21 protein-coding genes and 1 tRNA gene are annotated in these 17,639 nt (G+C 68.8%); 10 read left to right on the forward strand and 12 right to left on the reverse strand.

Annotated features, from left to right (window positions below):
• Nucleotides 1-5: 5 nt before the first annotated feature.
• From OED01_RS10050 to OED01_RS10060, 3 genes are read right to left on the reverse strand one after another with little or no spacing between them, the layout of a single operon-like run.
• The gene (locus OED01_RS10050) at nt 6-638 is read right to left on the reverse strand and encodes a CYTH domain-containing protein (RefSeq protein WP_264155143.1); all 633 of its coding nucleotides are present in this window, start codon (nt 636-638) and stop codon (nt 6-8) included.
• A gap of 11 nt (nt 639-649) precedes the next feature.
• Nucleotides 650-865 (reverse strand): response regulator, encoded by a 216-nt coding sequence (locus tag OED01_RS10055; RefSeq protein ID WP_264155144.1) that lies wholly within the window; start codon nt 863-865, stop codon nt 650-652.
• A gap of 19 nt (nt 866-884) precedes the next feature.
• Complete coding sequence (locus OED01_RS10060; RefSeq protein ID WP_264155145.1) at nt 885-1,358, reverse strand: prepilin peptidase; 474 nt, start codon at nt 1,356-1,358, stop codon at nt 885-887.
• A gap of 131 nt (nt 1,359-1,489) precedes the next feature.
• Between OED01_RS10060 and OED01_RS10065 the strand changes: the two genes are divergently transcribed.
• From OED01_RS10065 to OED01_RS10075, 3 genes are read left to right on the forward strand one after another with little or no spacing between them, the layout of a single operon-like run.
• Nucleotides 1,490-2,251 carry a hypothetical protein gene (locus OED01_RS10065; RefSeq protein WP_264155146.1) on the forward strand — a complete coding sequence of 254 codons (762 nt, stop codon included), beginning with the start codon at nt 1,490-1,492 and terminating at the stop codon, nt 2,249-2,251.
• Complete coding sequence (locus OED01_RS10070; RefSeq protein ID WP_264155147.1) at nt 2,248-3,774, forward strand: DNA polymerase Y family protein; 1,527 nt, start codon at nt 2,248-2,250, stop codon at nt 3,772-3,774. The genes OED01_RS10065 and OED01_RS10070 overlap by 4 nt, the downstream gene beginning before the upstream one ends.
• The gene (locus OED01_RS10075) at nt 3,774-7,163 is read left to right on the forward strand and encodes an error-prone DNA polymerase (protein WP_264155148.1); all 3,390 of its coding nucleotides are present in this window, start codon (nt 3,774-3,776) and stop codon (nt 7,161-7,163) included. Before OED01_RS10070 ends, OED01_RS10075 begins: the two co-directional genes overlap by 1 nt.
• A 17-nt stretch (nt 7,164-7,180) precedes the next feature.
• Here the strand turns inward: OED01_RS10075 and OED01_RS10080 are convergent, their stop codons facing one another.
• Nucleotides 7,181-7,573, reverse strand: coding sequence for a hypothetical protein (locus tag OED01_RS10080; RefSeq protein ID WP_264155149.1), 393 nt, complete (start codon nt 7,571-7,573; stop codon nt 7,181-7,183).
• 53 nt (nt 7,574-7,626) lie between these two features.
• Nucleotides 7,627-7,839 (reverse strand): hypothetical protein, encoded by a 213-nt coding sequence (locus OED01_RS10085; protein WP_264155150.1) that lies wholly within the window; start codon nt 7,837-7,839, stop codon nt 7,627-7,629.
• 153 nt (nt 7,840-7,992) lie between these two features.
• Between OED01_RS10085 and OED01_RS10090 the strand changes: the two genes are divergently transcribed.
• Both OED01_RS10090 and OED01_RS10095 read left to right on the forward strand, forming a co-directional pair.
• Nucleotides 7,993-8,196 carry a hypothetical protein gene (locus OED01_RS10090; protein WP_264155151.1) on the forward strand — a complete coding sequence of 68 codons (204 nt, stop codon included), beginning with the start codon at nt 7,993-7,995 and terminating at the stop codon, nt 8,194-8,196.
• Nucleotides 8,180-9,307, forward strand: a complete 1,128-nt coding sequence (locus OED01_RS10095) for a baeRF2 domain-containing protein (RefSeq protein WP_264155152.1) — start codon at nt 8,180-8,182, stop codon at nt 9,305-9,307. Before OED01_RS10090 ends, OED01_RS10095 begins: the two co-directional genes overlap by 17 nt.
• A gap of 3 nt (nt 9,308-9,310) precedes the next feature.
• Here OED01_RS10095 and OED01_RS10100 read toward each other — a convergent pair whose 3' ends face one another.
• Nucleotides 9,311-9,934 (reverse strand): SGNH/GDSL hydrolase family protein, encoded by a 624-nt coding sequence (locus OED01_RS10100; RefSeq protein ID WP_264155153.1) that lies wholly within the window; start codon nt 9,932-9,934, stop codon nt 9,311-9,313.
• Nucleotides 9,935-10,049: 115 nt separating this feature from the next.
• Between OED01_RS10100 and OED01_RS10105 the strand changes: the two genes are divergently transcribed.
• Together OED01_RS10105 and OED01_RS10110 are read left to right on the forward strand one after the other, a co-directional pair.
• Nucleotides 10,050-10,691, forward strand: a complete 642-nt coding sequence (locus tag OED01_RS10105) for a DedA family protein (RefSeq protein ID WP_264155154.1) — start codon at nt 10,050-10,052, stop codon at nt 10,689-10,691.
• Between the two features lie 30 nt (nt 10,692-10,721).
• On the forward strand, nt 10,722-11,651 hold the full coding sequence (locus tag OED01_RS10110) for a methyltransferase family protein (RefSeq protein ID WP_264155155.1): 930 nt from the start codon (nt 10,722-10,724) through the stop codon (nt 11,649-11,651).
• Here the strand turns inward: OED01_RS10110 and OED01_RS10115 are convergent.
• On the reverse strand, nt 11,632-11,943 hold the full coding sequence (locus OED01_RS10115; protein WP_264155156.1) for a DUF7882 family protein: 312 nt from the start codon (nt 11,941-11,943) through the stop codon (nt 11,632-11,634). The genes OED01_RS10110 and OED01_RS10115 overlap by 20 nt on opposite strands.
• 165 nt (nt 11,944-12,108) lie before the next feature.
• Between OED01_RS10115 and OED01_RS10120 the strand changes: the two genes are divergently transcribed.
• A complete protein-coding gene (locus OED01_RS10120; protein ID WP_264155157.1) occupies nt 12,109-12,270 on the forward strand; it encodes a hypothetical protein in 162 nt (53 codons plus the stop codon).
• A gap of 7 nt (nt 12,271-12,277) precedes the next feature.
• On the opposite strand, the gene OED01_RS10125 is transcribed toward OED01_RS10120, so the two are convergent.
• Complete coding sequence (locus OED01_RS10125; RefSeq protein WP_264155158.1) at nt 12,278-12,592, reverse strand: DUF7882 family protein; 315 nt, start codon at nt 12,590-12,592, stop codon at nt 12,278-12,280.
• 105 nt (nt 12,593-12,697) lie between these two features.
• On the opposite strand from OED01_RS10125, the gene OED01_RS10130 reads away from it, so the two are divergent.
• Nucleotides 12,698-13,666, forward strand: a complete 969-nt coding sequence (locus OED01_RS10130; RefSeq protein ID WP_264155159.1) for a diacylglycerol/lipid kinase family protein — start codon at nt 12,698-12,700, stop codon at nt 13,664-13,666.
• Nucleotides 13,667-13,696: 30 nt separating this feature from the next.
• Here the strand turns inward: OED01_RS10130 and OED01_RS10135 are convergent, their stop codons facing one another.
• Together OED01_RS10135 and OED01_RS10140 are read right to left on the reverse strand one after the other, a co-directional pair.
• Entirely contained in the window at nt 13,697-14,389 is a 693-nt protein-coding gene (locus OED01_RS10135; RefSeq protein WP_264155160.1) for an aspartate/glutamate racemase family protein, read from the reverse strand.
• Nucleotides 14,386-14,637: a hypothetical protein gene (locus OED01_RS10140; RefSeq protein WP_264155161.1), complete on the reverse strand. Its 252-nt coding sequence runs from the start codon at nt 14,635-14,637 to the stop codon at nt 14,386-14,388. The genes OED01_RS10135 and OED01_RS10140 overlap by 4 nt, the downstream gene beginning before the upstream one ends.
• Nucleotides 14,638-15,037: 400 nt before the next feature.
• On the opposite strand from OED01_RS10140, the gene OED01_RS10145 reads away from it, so the two are divergent.
• On the forward strand, nt 15,038-15,328 hold the full coding sequence (locus OED01_RS10145; protein ID WP_264155162.1) for a hypothetical protein: 291 nt from the start codon (nt 15,038-15,040) through the stop codon (nt 15,326-15,328).
• 534 nt (nt 15,329-15,862) lie between these two features.
• Here OED01_RS10145 and OED01_RS10150 read toward each other — a convergent pair.
• Together OED01_RS10150 and OED01_RS10155 are read right to left on the reverse strand one after the other, a co-directional pair.
• Nucleotides 15,863-16,351 (reverse strand): hypothetical protein, encoded by a 489-nt coding sequence (locus OED01_RS10150; RefSeq protein ID WP_264155163.1) that lies wholly within the window; start codon nt 16,349-16,351, stop codon nt 15,863-15,865.
• Nucleotides 16,352-17,517: 1,166 nt separating this feature from the next.
• Nucleotides 17,518-17,591, reverse strand: a tRNA-Pro gene (locus tag OED01_RS10155).
• Nucleotides 17,592-17,639: the final 48 nt, after the last annotated feature.

A 17,639-nucleotide genomic window follows, 5' to 3' on the forward strand; every position in this document is an offset into this window, starting at 1 on the left:
GCCGGTCAGAATCCGAGAGCCCTGGCGAGCTTCGAACCGGATGCCGCGTGCCGGCCGCCCGCGGCGAAGATCGCCCGTTCCGCCGCGGCGAACAGCTGCTCGCGACCGTCGGGATCCGAGGGCGCGGCGGGGCCGAGCTCGAACTCCCATTCCCGCCACTCGCGCTGCACGCCCTGCCGGAGATCCGTCGCGCGGACGCGATCGTCGACGAACTCGGCGACGACGCCCTCCGATCCGGTCAGCAGGTAGGCGGTCCGGTCGTTCTCGATCCTGGCCAGCGGCGTCAGCGGTTCGGTCGTCCAGCGCGAGAGCGTCTGCGCCACGGCATCCGGAACGCGATCGTCCTCGCCGAGCGGCCAGCCGATCTCCAGACGCCCGTCACCGTCGCGCGGTCCCTTGATGTGCCAGCCCGCGTCCGGTCCTCCGGTCCGGCGGCGCAGCGCGACACCGGCGCGCGCGAGCGCGGCGTCGGACGTGTCGAGGTAGCGCGCGTCCAGAGCACGCTGCTCCCCCGTCGTGGCCGCATCCACACCGGGGATGCCGTCCCAGTCGGGCAGAGGCGTGTCGACCTCGACGTCGTACTTGCGCTCGACCTCGACGGTGCGCGACGGCTCTGATCCGTTCGGGGCCTCAGCCATCCGAGCGGGCCTCAGTCATCCGACGGGTTGAGGTCCTCGAGGGACTCCTCGTACCAGTAGTCGACCTCGGTCGGTCCGTCGCTGTCGCCGGTGTTCTGCGGCTCGCCGCCGCGGTTGTAGACCACCTGGGTCTCGGCGTAGGGGACGATCAGCTTGTCATCGGCGTCCGCTTCGAGCGGAAGGAGTTGCCCGTCCAGCGGGCCGCCGTGGAGTCGTGCGAGTGCCATGAACACACCATAGCCCTCGTCACCCCATCGCGATGCCCACGACCGCGCCGACGATCATCCAGGGTCCGAAGGCGACGCGCGTGCCACGGTGCGCACGTCGCAGAGCCATCAGACCGAGCACGTAGACGGCGCCGAACACGAAGGCGGCCGCGGCGCCGATGATCAGCGCCTGCCAGCCGTGCCACCCCAGGACGATCCCGATCACGGCCGCCAGCTTCACATCGCCGCCGCCGACTCCACCGCCGGCCAGGTGCATGACCGCGTAGAAGCCTCCGAGGATCACGAGCCCGGCGAGCGCACGGAGAAGGGCAGCGGCATCCGCCGTGACGAGCGCCTCGATGCCGACGAGCACGAGGAGGGCGGCTCCCACCGGCAGCACGATCCGATTCGGCAGTCGGTGCGTTCGCGCGTCGATGACGATGAGCCGGAGACCGATGCCGATGAGGGCCACGTGCACGGCGATGACGATCGCGATGTGCAGGAGATCGGGCATCCCCGAAGGCTAGGCGATCGAGCGGTGACGCGTGACGGGGTGTGGATAACCCGCACCGGTCGATGTCCGATGTCCGAATTAGTCTCGGAGCATCACTTGATTTATTCGTAGATATCTTCGAGGATGGATCCATGGGCATCGCACTCTCCGCCCCGACGGCTCTCCCCCGTGAGAGCACCGCCTCCCGCGCGCAGGAGCTGCATCGGCTGCGCAGCGAGATCTCGCGCATGCAGCGACGCCGCAGCGATGTCCCCCTCCTCCCGATCGACCCTGCGCTGGAGGGACTGCTTCCCGAAGACGGGCTGCGCACCGGCACCGCGTACTCGCTCATGCCGTCACCGAGCCTGCTCGGCGCTCTGCTGGCCGCCCCCTCGCAACGAGGCTCCTGGTGCGCCGTCGTCGGCATGCCCACCCTCGGCCTCGAGGCGATGGCCGGCTTCGGCGTCGACCTCTCGCGCCTGATCCTCGTCCCCGACCCCGGCCCGCGCTGGCTCACCGTCGCCTCCGCCCTGTCCGAGGTCGTCCCGCTCATCGCGGTGCATCCGCGCAGCAGGGCATCGGATGCCGACATCCAGCGCATGAACGCACGACTGCGCGATCGGGCCTGCACGCTTCTGGTCACGGCCCGCTGGCCGCAGAGCGAGGCGACGCTGCGGGTGGAGGAGACCGAGTGGCACGGGCTCGGCGACGGCTGGGGGCTGCTCGCCGATCGGACGGTCACGCTCAGCTGCTCGTCCCGTCGGCTGGAGACGCAGCGGCGAATCCGGGTCCGTCTACCAGGCTCCCTGGGACGCCTGGATGCCGCGCCGGCCCCGCTGCGTCCGGTCGCGCCGCTGCGCCGCACGGCCGATGAGCGCCCGAGCATGCCCGATCACTGGGCGGTGGCGGGATGATGCCCCCTCGCCACCTCGTGCTGTGGCTGCCGGATTGGCCGGTGCGCGCCGCCGTCGGAGCCCCGCCGCCGTACGGCCCCGTCGCGGTCGTGCAGGCGAACACGATCATCGCCTGCTCCGATGAGGCCAGGGCGCAGGGCGTGCGCCGCGGGCAGCGCCGACGGATGGCGCAGTCCCGCTCCCCCGCGCTGCAACTGCTGAACGCCGACCCGCTCCGAGACGAGAGCGCGTTCCTCCCCGTCCTGCGGCTGCTCGAGGATCAGGTGCCGGGTGTCCAGCCGTTGCGTCCCGGCCTCGCAGCGCTTCGCGCTCGCGGTCCTTCCCGGTACTACGGAGGCGAGGCCGAGGCTGCGCACGTGCTCATCGAGGTGCTCGCGGAGCACGGCTACCCCGGCACCAGGGCCGGCGTCGCCGACGGCCTGTTCACCGCGGAGCAGGCGGCACGTCTGGGCGATCCTGCCCTGGTCGTCCCATCGGGAGGCGCAGGAGACTTCCTCGGTCCGCTGCCCGTCCAGGTGCTCGACGACGAGGAGATCACCGCGCTGCTCGACCGGCTCGGGGTCAGGCGCCTCGCCGATTTCGCCCGGCTCGGCGAGAACATGATCCGAGACCGCTTCGGCGAGCGCGGCGCCCGTCTGCATGCTCTGGCGGCGGGGGCGGATTCCCGTCCGCTGCCGACAGGTGCGCCTCCCCCCGAGCTCTCCCGCGAGGTGTCGTTCGAGACCCCTCTCGGCCAGGCCGATCAGGTGGCGTTCGCCGTCCGGCAGACCGCCGATGCCGTCTTCGCCGGGCTCGCCGAGGCATCACTGGTCTGCACCGAGGTCCGCATCGTCTTCACCGATGACGACGGCGCCGTCTCGTCCAGGGTGTGGATGCATCCGACCTCCTTCGAGGCCGCCGACCTCGTGGACCGGGTCCGCTGGCAGCTCGAGACGTTGCAGCCTGCAGCATCGGACGCCTCGGATCGGGTACCGGCCGGCATCGTGACGGTGCGGATCGTCCCGACCCGCACCGACGACAGCCGCCACCATCAGCCGGGGCTGTTCGGGCAAGGACCCGAGGAGCGCCTGCATCATGCCGTCTCCCGCGTGCAGGCGCTGCTCGGTCACCGCGGGGTCGTCACCCCGGTGATCGTCGGCGGGCGCCGCCTGGCCGATCGTCAGCAGCTGCAGCCCTGGGGCGATCGGGCGCCGATCGAGCGCGATCCGGCCCTGCCCTGGCCGGGGAGTCTGCCCGCACCGCACCCCGCCGAGGTCTTCACGCCTCCTCGGCCGATCGCGGTCACGGCGGCCGATCGCTCCGTCCCCGTCGTCGATGGGCGAGGCGTGCTCTCCGCGGTCCCCGCCTTCATCGCGGATGCCGCGGTGCTCTCCTGGGCCGGCCCGTGGCCGCTGCGCGAGCACGGGTGGGATCCGGATGCCGCCCAGAGCGCCCATCGGTTCCAGATCGTCGACGCCGCCCAACGTGCCTGGCTGGTGCTGTGGGAGGACGAGAGCTGGTGGGCTGAGGGGAGGTATCTCTGATGGGCTGGCAGAACCACCCGGGTATGAGCTGGCGCGAGCTCGAGGAGACGCTGAGCGCCCGCGAGCAGCCCGAAGGCGTCCCCACCCGCCCCGACCCGGGCCCGATCAGCAGGAAACGACGGGCGGAGCCGCCCGCACCCGTCGTCCGCCCGCCGGATGCCGTGCCCTACGCCGAACTGCACGCCCACTCCACCTTCTCGTTCCTGGACGGCGCCTCCTCACCCGAAGACCTGCTCACCGAGGCGGAGCGCCTCGGACTCACCGCCCTGGCCATCACCGACCACGACGGCTTCTACGGAGCGGCGCGCTTCGCCGAGGCGGCGGATGTCGGCGGCTTCGGCGTGCGTACCGTCTTCGGCGCCGAGCTGTCGCTGAACCTCACCGCCCCGCGGAAGGGGTCCCCCGATCCCCCCGGGGAGCATCTGCTGGTGCTCGCCAGGGGAATCGAGGGCTACCACCGGTTGTCCGGCGCGATCACCCGCGCCCAGCTGCGCGGCGGGGAGAAGGGCCGCCCCCGCTACGACATCGATGAACTCGCGGCGAGCGCGGACGGTCATTGGACGATCCTCACCGGATGCCGCAAGGGCGCCGTCCGCCGGGGTCTCGCGGCCGGTGATGCCGCGACGCCCCTGCGCCGCCTGGTCGATCTGTTCGGCCGGGACCACGTGGCCGTCGAACTCATCGACCACGGCGATCCTCTCGACTCGCGTCGCAACGACGCCCTGGCCGACCTCGCCCGTGCCGAGCGACTGCCGGTGGTGGCGACCAACAACGTGCACTATGCGGCCCCGGAGCGCGTCGGCATGGCCGAGGCTGTGGCCGCGGTGCGTGCCACCCGCGGCATGGACGAGCTCGACGGCTGGCTGCCCGTGCACGGCTGGGCGCACCTGCGCAGCGGCGCCGAGATGACCGAGCGCTTCCACCGTTTCCCCGGGGCGATCAGCCACGGCCTCGCCATCGCCGGCGACAGCGCCTTCGAGCTGCGCAGGGCGCGTCCCGCGCTTCCGCGCATGAAGGTCCCGGACGGACACACGCCGATGAGCCACCTGCGCGCCCTGGTCTGGGACGCCGTCCCCCGCGTCTATCCCGGTCTGAATGCCGACGGGCGGAGTCGCATCGAGCGCGAACTGAACGTGATCGAGGAGAAGGACTTCCCCGGCTACTTCCTCATCGTGCACGGCATCGTGGCCGAAGCGCGTCGGCGCGGCATCCTCTGTCAGGGCCGAGGCTCGGCCGCGGCGAGCGCGGTCTGCTATCTGCTCGGGATCACCGCGGTCGACCCGATCCTGTACCGGCTCCCCTTCGAGCGCTTCCTCGCCACCACCCGCGAGGAGGAGCCCGACATCGACGTCGACTTCGACTCCGACCGCCGCGAGGAGATCATCCAGTGGGTGTACGAGCAGTACGGGCGCGAGCGGGCAGCGCAGGTGGCGAACGTCATCCAGTACCGTCCCAAGAACGCCGTCCGGGACATGGCGAGAGCGCTCGGGCATTCCCCCGGCCAGCAGGACGCCTGGTCCAAGCAGGTGGAGGGCTGGGGTGCCGACCTGCAACCGGCGGAAGGCCATGACATCCCCGCGCAGGTGCTGGCGTACGCCGGGGATCTGCTCAAGGCGCCACGGCACCTCGGCATCCACTCCGGCGGCATGGTGCTGACCGCACGCCCGGTCGGCGAGGTGGTCCCCGTCGAGCACGCCAGGATGGAGAACCGCACGGTCATCCAGTGGGACAAGGACGACGCGGCCTGGATGGGGCTGGTGAAGTTCGACCTGCTGGGGCTCGGGATGCTGGCCGCCCTGCAGCACTGCTTCGATCTCATCGCGGAGGCCACCGGAGAGCGCTGGACGCTGCAGTCCCTCCCGAAGGAGGAACCGGCGGTGTACGACATGCTGTGCCGCGCCGATTCCATCGGCGTCTTCCAGGTCGAGTCGCGTGCGCAGATGGGGCTGCTCCCCCGACTGCAGCCGCGGGAGTTCTACGACCTCGTCATCCAGATCGCCCTCATCCGCCCCGGCCCGATCCAGGGCGGAGCCGTGCACCCGTTCGTGCGCCGCAAGCTCGGGCAGGAGCAGGTCACGTATGCGCACCCTGTGCTGGAGCCGATCCTGAAGCGCACCCTCGGCATCCCCGTGTTCCAGGAGCAGCTCATCCAGATGGCGACGGCACTGGGCGACTGCGACGCCGACGAGGCCGATCTGCTGCGGCGGGCGATGGGGTCCAAACGGGGGCAGGAGAAGATCGAACGCATCCGCGAGAAGCTGTATGCCGGGATGGCGCGGCACGGGCTCGACGAGGCCACGTCTGATCGGATCTATGCGCAGATCCAGGCGTTCTCGAACTTCGGCTTCGCCGAATCCCACTCGCTGTCGTTCGGGCTGCTCGTCTACGCCAGTTCCTGGCTGAAGCTGCACTATCCGGCCGCGTTCCTCGCGGGGCTGCTGCGCTCCCAGCCGATGGGCTTCTACTCGGCGGCGACCCTCACCTCGGACGCCCGTCGCCACGGCGTCCGGGTCCTGCGGCCCGACCTGCATGCCTCCGCCGCCCAGGCGATACTCGAACCGATCGGCGACGAGCGCGCCGCCACCGGACGCGACTCCTGCCTCGTCGACGGGGATCCGGATGCCGCGGTGCCATTCGACCGCTCGAAGCCGGACGAGTCGGCAGCGCATCGCCGCGACGGGGCCTATGCCGTCCGTCTCGGGCTCTCGGACGTTCGCGGCATCGGACTGCCGTTCGCGCAGCGGATCGCCGGGGAACGGGACGAGAACGGGCCGTTCCGCGATCTGAACGATCTCGTGCGGCGCACGGATGCCACCGCCGCGCAGGTGGAGGCGCTGGCGACCGCCGGGGCGTTCGAGAGCATGGGGATGAAGCGTCGCGAAGCGGCCTGGCTCGCCGGGGCCGCCGCCGAGGACCGGGCCCGTTATCTGCCCGGCACCGTCGTCGCCGTGCAGCCGCCGCTGTTCCCCGACCAGACCGGATACGAGCAGCTGTCCGCTGATCTCTGGGCGACGGGCATCGCGACCGACGACCATCCGCTGGCGCATTTCCGTGCACAGCTGGACGAGCGCGGGGTGCTCGCCTCCGCACGGCTGGCCGAATCCGAGGTCGGGCGGCGCATCGAGGTGGCGGGGCTCGTGACGCACCGGCAACGTCCGGCGACGGCGTCGGGCATCACGTTCCTCAACCTCGAGGACGAGCACGGTCTGGTCAACGTGGTGTGCTCACCCGGTGTGTGGAAGCGTTATCAGCGCGTCGCGAGGGATTCGCCGGCGCTCATCGTCCGAGGCATCCTGGAGCGGTCGACCGAGGGCGTCGTCAATGTCCTCGCCGATGCGTTCGAAGACCTGCGCACCGGCATCCAGCACCGCTCGCGCGACTTCCGCTGACGACGCGCGAGCAGATCTCACCAGAAGCGATCCGGTTCCTTCTCCGGCAGCGGGTCGGATCCCCACCGGTCGGATTCGCCCCGTGCCGCCTCCGCCGCGGCATCCGCCATCCGCAGCGCCAGGTCAGCGGCCGAAGCCGGAGCCGAAGCCTCCGCAGGCGCTGAGCCGACCTTCACGGCGGTCCGAGCACCATCAGCCGTGGACGTCACGGTCGTGGCGCGCACGCGCCCCTGCCACACCGACAGCTCTCCGGACGGCTCCTCGGCGCGCTGATAGCGCACGCCCGTCTCCAGGTCCGTGATGGCCACGACCATGCTCGTCCCGCTGTCGAGGTCCAGCTGTTCGGCGACCTCGACGCGGTGACCGACCGGGATGGGCGCAGAGGCCGCCAGCACGAGGGTTCTGTCCATGGGACCACTCTAGGAACTTCGCCGGTGGAGTGCACTCGAATCCACCGGCCGGTTCACTCGGCCTCGTCGCGTCTTTCCTCGTCCGGCACCTCGATCGACTGCTCGACGACGTCCGCGACATCCGCGTCGACGGCGCCGGGATCCGGAAGCCGCGGGGTGAGCGACTCCTCCGCGTCATCCGGGTCGTCGAGCACATCGCGCTCCTGCTCCCAGCGATCGGGCGCGGGCGCCTCCTCGTCGATGGGATCCTCCCTTGGTTCGTGCATCGCGGCTCCTCTCGCTGGATTCGCTCCGTGGACCTCCAGAATGCCCCTGCTCGGCGGGATCCGCGAGGGGTAGCGCGGACCGCGGAGATCGTCAACCGGGTCCTCGATCCGGGCCGGCGCTCGTACCGTGGCCTCACGACGAAGGGAGCAGACATGAGCGACGCACAACGCGGGAACACCAAGCACGGTCCCGCTCTCGACGATCAGATGGAGCAGGAGTCGCGCGGGATGGTGCAGGGGCACGGACGTCCGCATGCGGAGGAGTTCCGTGAGACAGAACCGCTCCCCGACGACACCGATGCCGCCGAGGTCGAGCGCGCCTTCGCACAGGAAGATCCGGATGCCGACCATGACTGAGCTCGCCGAGATCACTCCATTGCTGCGCCGACCCGGGCCGTGGACCGTGGCCTACGTGGACGGCCCAGGTTCCGAGCCGCAGGTGATCGAGGAGAAGAAGCAGGATGCCGTCCGACGGCGTCTGGAGGATTCCGGAGCGCCGGATGCGGACGTCGAGGCGATCGCATCCGCTCTGCGCTCCGGAACGGGCCTGCCCGCGCCTTCCGCCCGTTATCTGCTCGCCGCGGACGGCGAGGTCGTGCTGGATGCCGCGCTCGACGGGCCTCGTCACGGCTCGGAGATCATCGCGCATACTCCCGTTCCGCCGCTGCTGCCTCTCCTGGCGCACCAGGATGCCGGTGTCGAGTATCTGGTCGTCGAGACCGGGCGCGAAGGGGCACGACTGCGATGGGAGCGCGCCGGCAGACCGTCCGGCGAGCCTCTCGATGTGGAAGGTCGCACCGATGCCCTGCCCAAGGTCCAGGCCGGCGGATGGTCACACGCCAAGCATCAGCGCACATCCGAGGAGATCTGGAAGCTCAACCAGCGCGAGGTGGCCGAGGCGGTCGACCAGGCCGTCCGCGAGGATCGGCCGGCGTTCGTCCCGATCGCCGGGGACGGCCGGGCGCGGCAGCTGCTGCTCGCCGATCTCGCCGAGGAGAGCCGAGCGATCGCCGTCGAGGTCGACGTGCACACCCGCGCCGCCGGCTCGGACGACGGCGCGCTGGAGTCTGCCATTGACGCGGAACTCGACCGGCTGGAGGCCGATGAAGTCACAACGGCCAGGAACCGAGCCGAGACCGATCATGGTCGACGCGGTGCGCACGGCAGCTCCGACGTCATGAAAGCCCTGCAGGAGGCCGCAGTGGACACCCTGATCCTCGATGAGCGGCTCTGGGACGAGGAACGCACGCTCGACGCGCTGACCGACGTCCCCTGGGTCGACGACGGAGACCGCCTGGGTGTCGGTTCGCTCGGCCGCGTCCCCGCCGCCGATGCCCTCGCCCGGGCGGCCCTGCTCACGGACGCCCGCGTACTCGTCGAACTGGACGAGTTCGACGAACCCGACGACGAGCGCGAGTCGCGTGGGACCAGAGAGCCGCTGGCCGCACTGCGCTGGCCTGCCGTCTGAGCGTCAGGCGAGCAGGTCGGCGGTCGCGTCGAGCCAGGTGTCGGCGAGGATCCGGTGTCCGGCCGGGGTGGGGTGGATGCCGTCGCCGGCGATCGCTTCGGGGCTCCGCTGCGTGGCATGCTGCGCGAGAACATCGTCCACGGGGACGAAGATCGCGCCGAATTCGTCGGCCAGTCGGCGCTCGATCTCGATCTTCGGGTCGAGGTCCTCGCGGAAGCGCAGCTTGTCGGTCGCGGGGAGCAGGAAGGGCTCGAGAATCACGATGGCCGCGGACGTGCGCTCGCGGATCGCCGTGAGGATCGTGCGCAGGTTCGCTTCGAACTGCTCGGCGCTGGTCGCGTCTCCGTCGTCGTAGCGACGCCACACGTCGTTGATGCCGATGAGGATGCTCACCACATCCGGCGCCTCGTCGATGCAGTCGGCATCCAGGCGGGCGATGAGGTCACCCGTGCGGTTCCCGCTGATCCCGCGATTGACCACCGCCAGATCCGGGCGCGCGTCGGCGAAGTGCTCCGCGATGATCCGGACGTACCCGTCACCGAGTCCGGCGGGGTCGTCCCGTCGTCCGGCATCCGTGATGCTGTCTCCGAAGAAGAGGATGGTGCGGTCGCGAGCGTCGCTGCTCATGTGGTCGTGATCCGTTCGGTCGGTGATGGCGGCTCGAGCGAGCCGCGGCCATCCTATCGACGGCACGCGATGTCTCTGCGCGATCGTTCAGCTTCGCTCCCCTACCGTGGGAAGCATGACGTCGAGCGCCGAGAACCTCAACGCCATCGCCGCCTGGGCCGTCTCCCTCATGGAGACGCTGGGTGGACCGGGAGCCGGTCTTGCGATCGCCCTGGAGAACCTCTTCCCGCCCCTGCCGAGCGAGATCATCCTGCCGCTGGCAGGATTCACCGCGCACCAGGGGTCGCTGAGCCTCGCGTCCGTGCTGATCTGGACGACCATCGGCTCGATCGTTGGTGCGCTGGCCCTGTACGGTCTCGGCGCATGGCTGGGGCGACGCCGCCTGTTCGCGATCGCGGACCGGATGCCGCTGATCAAGATCGAGGACGTCGAACGGGCCGAGGCCTGGTTCCTCCGGCACGGCTCCAAGGCCGTCTTCTTCGGTCGGATGATCCCGATCTTCCGCAGTCTGATCTCGATTCCCGCCGGTGTCGAGAGGATGCCGCTGGGCCGCTTCACGCTGCTCACTGCGGCGGGAAGCGCGATCTGGAACACGATCTTCGTGATGGCCGGGTACCTGCTCGGCGCGAGCTGGCACATCGTCGAGGACTACGCCGGGATCTTCCAGAAAGTTGTCATCGGCGCGGTGGTGATCGCCGTCATCCTCTGGGTCGTCCTGCGTGTGCGGCAGATCCGCCGCGACCGCGCCGCTGTCTGATCGTGGCGGCATGCGGGTGACGGTCATGGCATGAGCATCCGCCTTCTCACCGCCGGTACCAGTCGCGTGTACTTCGCACTGCAGGCCACGGCCGGTGCGGTCTGGTGGGGCGCCGTCTGGCTGAGTCCGGAGGTGCGGGCTGCCACGCTCGGCTCGCTCGATCCTGTGCTGCTGGCCTTTCTCGACATCCCGCTCTTCGTTGCCGCCTCGGCGCTCGCTGCGTGCGGGCTGCACTGGGCGGTGTGGATCGTCTCCGTCTGGACGATGCTGGTCGCGGCCGGCATGGTCGCGTACGCGACGACGACCGGCGCTGCGGGGTGGGGCGCGCTGCTGATGTGCGCGGCCGCGGCCGGCGGTATCGCCGCCGCGTCGCTCGTCGTCCTCGGAAGGCTCCCGAGCGAGTGGCTCCTCCGCGGACCGTTCGTCTTCCGTGCGGCTCCGCAGGCGCGCTCCCATGTCGCACGGACCGTCGCTCAACTGGTGGTGTTCTGGGGCCTGTTCCTGCTCGTGCTGCCCGCTGTGATCGTCGCGGTGGAGCATCGCTGGGGCCTCCATCTCCTCGTGCACCCCGCGGTGCGGATCGCCGGCGGCATCCTGCTGGTCGCGGCGAGTACGCTGGGCATCCGGTCAGCGCTCGCGATGGCGAGACGCGGCGCCGGAACTCCGCTGCCGTCCGCGATGCCGACCCGACTGGTGGTCGCCGGCCCGTATCGATTCGTGCGCAATCCGATGGCTGTCGCGGGGATCGCGCAGGGCGTCGCCGTCGGAATGCTGCTCGGATCCTGGCTCGTCGTGCTGTATGCGTTCTGCGGGTCGCTGGTGTGGAACACGCTGATCCGTCCGCACGAGGAGGCCGACCTCGCCGACCGCTTCGGCGCCGAGTACGAGGACTACCGGGCGCGCGTGCGGTGCTGGATCCCGCGGCGCCCGTCCGCACAGGTCACGCCGGACCGTCGATGACCTCGTCGATCAGGGCGATGCCCCCGGTCGAATTGGCCGAGTTCATCATGTCCTGAATCCACTGCGTGTTCAGCTCGGGCGGTTCCGGCTCGTCGAAGATGAACTGCAGCGGGATCGACGGGTGCAACCAGATCGTGGATCGCCCTCGGGGCTGGTTCTCGGGGTGCCGCCACGACATGGTGAACCCCTCCTGCCTGCGGAGTTTCGTCGTGACCACGACCTTGAGATGCGCGAGGGTCCGGTCGTCCAGGACGATCGGGCGGTCCTCACTGTCATAGATGAGTTGGCCCATGCTCGAACGCTACGCTCCGCATCCTCCGGATGCCAGAGGCAACGCCGTGGCTGGTGAGGTCAGCTCGCGCCGGAGGATTCTGCCGATACAGCATGACGCTGTCAACGGGCACGACGGCGGCGTTTTACCCGATCACACTGGTCGCAACGACGATGGGAGCAGATGATGTCCGACCCGCACGCCCTTCCCGACGACCAGCGCCGTGTGAATGCCGACGGCCTCGACCCCGACATCCCGACGACGGACGATCGACCGGATCCTGACGACACCTCACCGGCGGAGGAAGACGCCGACGAGGACACGATCGAAGTCGAGGATCTGCCTTAGACGGCGCTCACTCGTCGGGGGCGTCGAGCACCTCATCGACCAGCGAGATTCCGCCCGTGGAGTTGGCCGAGTGCATGAGCGCCTCGATCCACTTCGCGTTGAGCTCCGGCGATTCCGGGTCGTCGAACGTGAACCGCAACGGGATCGACGGGTGGACCCAGATGGTCGACCGTCCGACCGGGTCACCCTCCGGGTGCCGCCACGAGAGCGTGAACGATTCCTGCCTGCGCAGTTTCGTCGCGATGACGACCTTGAGGTGCGCGAGAGCTCGGTCCTCGATGTGGATGGCATCGTCGGACGCGCCGTAGTGAAGTGTGCCCATGGGGCGACGGTACCGTATTTGGTGATGCGTCGTCGCGGACCTCGCGGGCTTGTCCTGGACGCGATCGGGCCGACCGTGTCACTCGGGTAACCGCTTAGGCTCAGCATGATGCAGACGAAGCACGCGGCGGTGATCTACAACCCGCTCAAGACGCGATTGGACCGGGTGCGCCGTGCCATCGAGGAGCAGGAACGCACACACGGCTGGGCTGCGTCCCGCTGGTACGAGACAGCGCCGGAGGACTTCGGCACGGATGCTGCGCGGCGTGCGCTCGCCGACGGGCCGGCGGTGATGCTGGCCTCCGGTGGCGATGGAACGGTCCGGGCGATCGCCGAGGCCCTGTCAGGGCACGACACCCCTCTGGCGCTCCTGCCCGCGGGCACGGGCAACCTGCTGGCGCGCAATCTGGGGATGCCGTTGAACGACGTCGACCGAGCCGTCTCCGCCGCCTTCACGGGGACGACCCGTGCGGTCGACGTGGCCGTCGCCGACCTCGAGGACGATGCTGAGCAGCAGCGGACGCATGTCTTCCTGGTGATGGCCGGCATCGGCCTGGATGCCGAGATGGCGGCGAACACGAGCGCCATCGCGAAGAAGCACCTCGGGTGGCTGGCCTACATCTCGCCGATCGCGCGCTCCGTGATCGGCAACCGGCTGTTCCATCTGGACTACCGTGTCGACGGCGGGCACACCCGCTCGGCGCGTGCCCACACCGTCATCGTGGGCAACTGCGGCACGCTCACCGGAAACATGCTGCTGATCCCCGCTGCGAAAGTCGACGACGGCCTGCTGGACGTGGTCATGCTGCGCCCCAAAGGCCGCTTCGGATGGGCGCGGATCGGAACCCGGCTCACACTCCAGGGCATGGCGCGTCGTTCCCGGTTCAGCAGGAAGATGCTCCGTCTCGCCCCCGACCTGCAGGCACTCGGCTACGCGCAGGGTCGACGGTTCGACGCACGGTTCGAGACGCCGCACACGATCGAGCTCGACGGTGACAGCTTCGGGCTGGTAACGCGCGCCCGGATCACGGTCCGGCCGGGCGCTCTGCAGGTCTGCGTCGAGAGCGAGAGCTGAGGGCGGGGCTGAGCGTCTGACCCGTATGCGTCAGCGCGTCGAGGCAGCGGTGATGGCGGCATCCACATGGAGAGAGGCCGTGGGGAAGACCGGGACGGGAGAATCCTGGGTGGATACCAGCAGTTCGATCTCTGTGCATCCGAGGATGATGCATTCGGCACCCTCGGCCACGAGCCTCTCGATGACCGCGCGATACCGGAGCCGGGACTCCGGGCTGATGACGCCGTGCACCAGTTCGTCGTAGATGACCGAGTGGACGACCGCGCGGTCATCGGCATCGGGAACGACCACCTCGAGCCCGTGCAGTTCGAGCCGGTCGCGGTAGAAGCGCTGCTCCATCGTGAATGCGGTCCCCAGCAACCCGATCCTGGTGATCCCGGCATCCTGCACAGCCGCGGCGACCACATCGACGATATGGATGAAGGGGATGCTGATCGCAGCCTCGATGCGGTCGGCGACGATGTGCATGGTGTTGGTGCACAGCACGATCAGGTCGGCGCCTGCGCGCTCGAGTGCGAGCGCACGCTTCGCGAGGAGTCCTCCCGCGCTGTCCCAGTCGCCGGATGCCTGGAGCGCCTCGATCTCGGCGAAGTCGAGGGAATCGAGCAGGATACGTGCCGAGTGATGACCACCCCGCTCGCTCCGCACTCGTTCGTTCGCCAGCCGGTACCACTCCAGCGACGACTCCCAGCTCATGCCCCCGAGCACACCGATCGTCTTCATCGCAGCGCCGTCGCCTCGAAGTACGCGCGCGACGGCGGCGCGAAGATCAGGACGACCGCTGTCAGCGTGACGAGGACTGCTACGACCAGGACGGGGATGATCTCTTCCCATGCCGTCATCGACGCGGCTGCGATGGCGAACGAGACGGGGAACAGCAGCGTGGCGTAGCGGGCCCAGCGCTTGCGGACCATCACCAGGATCGTCAAGGCGACCCGAAGAGTCACCGGCATCTGATCGCGATTGGCCACGGGACCAGTATCGCTGACGTGGACGGAGCGGGCGATATCTCCTGGCCAGTGCCCCCGACGTCCCGCCGGCGGCGCGGCACCCGAATTCGACGCTGGTGCGGTCGAAGGGATCTACCATCAACGGTGCGCCCGCCGGGGGGCTGGGGGTCCCGTAGGACGACGGACGCACCTTAACGCAAACGTGAACGACTGAAGGGCTCTCACTTGGCGGGCATCAGATGAACCACGAGGCAAGAGCCCCCCCGCGCAGAGCGACACCGGCGGGTCCCCCAGAGTCCCGGCACCGCGCTCTAAGGCGCACTCTACGCCTCGTCGCTCGAAAGCATCACCCCTGGTTGAGAAAGCCCGAAGATCCGCGCATTTCTGCGTGTTCCCGGGGCTTGGCGGTGGGTGGCCGCCCTTGCGATCCACCTGGAACGGAGCCTTCACCACGCGGCTCGCCGAGCACTACGACCGACGATCAGAAGAACGCCTGATCGCACAGGCCGCCAACGCGGGCCCGGTACAGTCCCTCACGAAACGCGAACTCGCCCGGCAGTCGCTCACGATCTACCCGCGACCGCACCGCCGCGTGAAGGCCGGGATGCGGTTCGGCCCCGAAGCGCTGCGCGTGGACGCACTGCTCATGCGATCGACGCCGACTGCAGCTGGCATCGAATTCAAGGCGCAAGACCAGGTCTACCGATGCTGAGTCTGGGGCAACGCCGTCGACGTCGCCGATGGCGGCCCGACATAACCGGACCCACCACGCTGATACTGTCGTCGCCATGACTCACAGAGCGGCGAGTTGACGCCGATGGCAGACCCGGCCGAAAGTCGTTGGCGCCTCCTCGTACTGCGGCTGGATATGGTTCAAGCGGCAGTCAATGAGCGTTGCCGGATGCGGGGACTACTGCAACTACGAACTCCTCAGCTTCGCGCTCCAGACACAACATGGGTCGGCATCGTCTCATTGATCGCCGCATTCATCGCACTGGTTCTTCTCGCTTTCACGGGTCGGGAAGCATGGTGGGCGCCTGCCATCGGTCTCGGCATCATTCTGGCGACGACGATCTGCACGACCATCGCCATCAGCATCGGAGCCCAGCGCCCGGACGCATTGGACTCACTCCTGTCACTCACGACATGATCCGCCTCGACCATCGAGGGCGCGGACGTCCGCGCCCAGGCGTACCGTGACCCCCACCCGGCAGAGACCTGGTGGGGGCCTTTGCTTTCGCGTTCGCTACCAGTTGTAAGGAGCGAACGAGAATGCTTCCATCCGGAGTCCCCGCCCAGTCGTGCCGATCGTGACGTGCTGTCCGGCGTAGGCGGTGGTGCGCTCCATCCATCCGATGTTCTGCACGTGTGCACTCACCTTGAAGTTGTAGCCCGGCGTCCACACCTCGACCGCTTCGATCGCCAGGTTTCGTCCGGTTGTCCCGAGCGTGATCTGACGGTTCGAGGTACTCGTGCACTGCGAAGCTTGCCACCCGATCGTCGCCACGTGAACCCGCGCGCAGAACCGGCGGTCACCCTTCTGATAGACACGAATCGCTTCGAGGCGAAGAGACTGCGAGACCGACCCCGAGAGGTCGGTCCACCCCATGTTCTGGATGTGGGTCCAGACCGTGAAGACTCCGGTGTCATAGAACGGTTGGATTTCGGGCTCCTCAGCGTGAGCCGCAGGCGCACCGAAAAACGCTCCGGCACTGACCGCAAGAGCAACCACCACAGAACCGAGGCGACGCCGCCTGCTGCCAGTGGGGGTGGTCGACTTTCCGCGAACGCGCATTCTTCCTCCAGTCGCGAGGTGGTGAATCACCTCTGTTCAGCTCTGAACCTAGTGTTTGCCTGACCTGTGCGATGTAGGGCAAATGGGGGACAGAAACGCCCGTTCGCCAGAAGGGCATATCAGCATCGGCGCGGCGATAAGAGATACGAGGATGCGGCCGATTCGGGACGACATATCGCCGTCGGCGTGAAGCGGCAGCATTCAGAGCGTCGAGGATGGCGCGCCCGAGCAATCGGATCGCCTCCCAGTCGTCGAGGCTAAGCGGGGGGATCTGGTCGAGCATCGGTCTTCCTGTCGGTATCGCAGCGCGCCCTGATGGCGAACTGTCCCAATAGAAAGACCGCCTGGAGACGTCCGACTGCCCACGGAACGACGAAGGAGCGCCGCTACCGGGTCCGGTGGAGTGCCCTCGACGGCGACGCAGGCCCCTCTGCGATATCCACCTCAGAGCAAAGGTTCACTCATGAACTCAGAACACCAAGATCGCACCCTAGTCCTCTGGGCGACGACGGAGAAGTTGAAGATCACGGCATCGGTGCGAGATTCGCGTCTCGAAGAATTCCACGTGCTTGTCGCGATCGCGGAGGCATGTTGGTGGATAGCCTCGCGAGATGAGCACCTGTGGGATCATCACGGCGACGAGTACCACGATGCGAGAGAAGCGGACCCCGGGCGGACGATTGCTGCGCTGGATTCGACGGGCGCGGCATCGTCACTCGCACACCCTCATCACGACCAGTGCCGAAGACATGCGCCCATCGCGTCGCGTTCTCTGCCCACATCGCGGCATCTAGCGCGCCGCCCGCTCCCCTCATATCGCTGGGGCGCTAGGCGACAGGTAGCTTCGGGCTCACCAGCTCCAGCCTTTTTGGAGCCCTCGGCGATTCCCGGACATGCAGAAGGCCCGGAGACTCTTGCGAGTTTCCGGGCCTTTCTCTGTCGGGCTGCGTCCCCACGGCGCCCTCCACGCGCCGCCGGAAGCACGAGCACGTCGCGATCCGGCGTCAGCGGCACGCGGAGCCTCTCGGCGCCGCGTGGCCCCGCTGGAAGACCTCGGGAATGCAGAAGAGGGACCAGCCTCCGGCCGGTCCCTCTTCTGCATTCTGTCGGGCTGACAGGATTTGAACCTGCGACCCCTTGACCCCCAGTCAAGTGCGCTACCAAGCTGCGCCACAGCCCGTCGCCTCCGCTCTCGCGCAGGCAACTCCACTATCTTAGCCGCACGATC

It is taken from the genome of Microbacterium sp. M28 (assembly GCF_025836995.1).
Lineage (GTDB): Bacteria > Actinomycetota > Actinomycetes > Actinomycetales > Microbacteriaceae > Microbacterium.

What these genes read in the sequence shown, in the direction of transcription:
- OED01_RS10055 (WP_264155144.1), bottom strand. Translation starts at nt 865, where the DNA reads ATGGCACTCGCACGACTCCACGGCGGCCCGCTGGACGGGCAACTCCTT.
- OED01_RS10135 (WP_264155160.1), bottom strand. Translation starts at nt 14,389, where the DNA reads ATGAAGACGATCGGTGTGCTCGGGGGCATGAGCTGGGAGTCGTCGCTG.
- OED01_RS10125 (WP_264155158.1), bottom strand. Translation starts at nt 12,592, where the DNA reads ATGGGCACACTTCACTACGGCGCGTCCGACGATGCCATCCACATCGAG.
- OED01_RS10115 (WP_264155156.1), bottom strand. Translation starts at nt 11,943, where the DNA reads ATGGGCCAACTCATCTATGACAGTGAGGACCGCCCGATCGTCCTGGAC.
- OED01_RS10105 (WP_264155154.1), top strand. Translation starts at nt 10,050, where the DNA reads ATGACGTCGAGCGCCGAGAACCTCAACGCCATCGCCGCCTGGGCCGTC.
- OED01_RS10065 (WP_264155146.1), top strand. Translation starts at nt 1,490, where the DNA reads ATGGGCATCGCACTCTCCGCCCCGACGGCTCTCCCCCGTGAGAGCACC.
- OED01_RS10130 (WP_264155159.1), top strand. Translation starts at nt 12,698, where the DNA reads ATGATGCAGACGAAGCACGCGGCGGTGATCTACAACCCGCTCAAGACG.
- OED01_RS10070 (WP_264155147.1), top strand. Translation starts at nt 2,248, where the DNA reads ATGATGCCCCCTCGCCACCTCGTGCTGTGGCTGCCGGATTGGCCGGTG.
- OED01_RS10085 (WP_264155150.1), bottom strand. Translation starts at nt 7,839, where the DNA reads ATGCACGAACCAAGGGAGGATCCCATCGACGAGGAGGCGCCCGCGCCC.
- OED01_RS10080 (WP_264155149.1), bottom strand. Translation starts at nt 7,573, where the DNA reads ATGGACAGAACCCTCGTGCTGGCGGCCTCTGCGCCCATCCCGGTCGGT.
- OED01_RS10120 (WP_264155157.1), top strand. Translation starts at nt 12,109, where the DNA reads ATGTCCGACCCGCACGCCCTTCCCGACGACCAGCGCCGTGTGAATGCC.
- OED01_RS10095 (WP_264155152.1), top strand. Translation starts at nt 8,180, where the DNA reads ATGCCGACCATGACTGAGCTCGCCGAGATCACTCCATTGCTGCGCCGA.
- OED01_RS10060 (WP_264155145.1), bottom strand. Translation starts at nt 1,358, where the DNA reads ATGCCCGATCTCCTGCACATCGCGATCGTCATCGCCGTGCACGTGGCC.
- OED01_RS10110 (WP_264155155.1), top strand. Translation starts at nt 10,722, where the DNA reads ATGAGCATCCGCCTTCTCACCGCCGGTACCAGTCGCGTGTACTTCGCA.
- OED01_RS10050 (WP_264155143.1), bottom strand. Translation starts at nt 638, where the DNA reads ATGGCTGAGGCCCCGAACGGATCAGAGCCGTCGCGCACCGTCGAGGTC.
- OED01_RS10090 (WP_264155151.1), top strand. Translation starts at nt 7,993, where the DNA reads ATGAGCGACGCACAACGCGGGAACACCAAGCACGGTCCCGCTCTCGAC.
- OED01_RS10100 (WP_264155153.1), bottom strand. Translation starts at nt 9,934, where the DNA reads ATGAGCAGCGACGCTCGCGACCGCACCATCCTCTTCTTCGGAGACAGC.
- OED01_RS10075 (WP_264155148.1), top strand. Translation starts at nt 3,774, where the DNA reads ATGGGCTGGCAGAACCACCCGGGTATGAGCTGGCGCGAGCTCGAGGAG.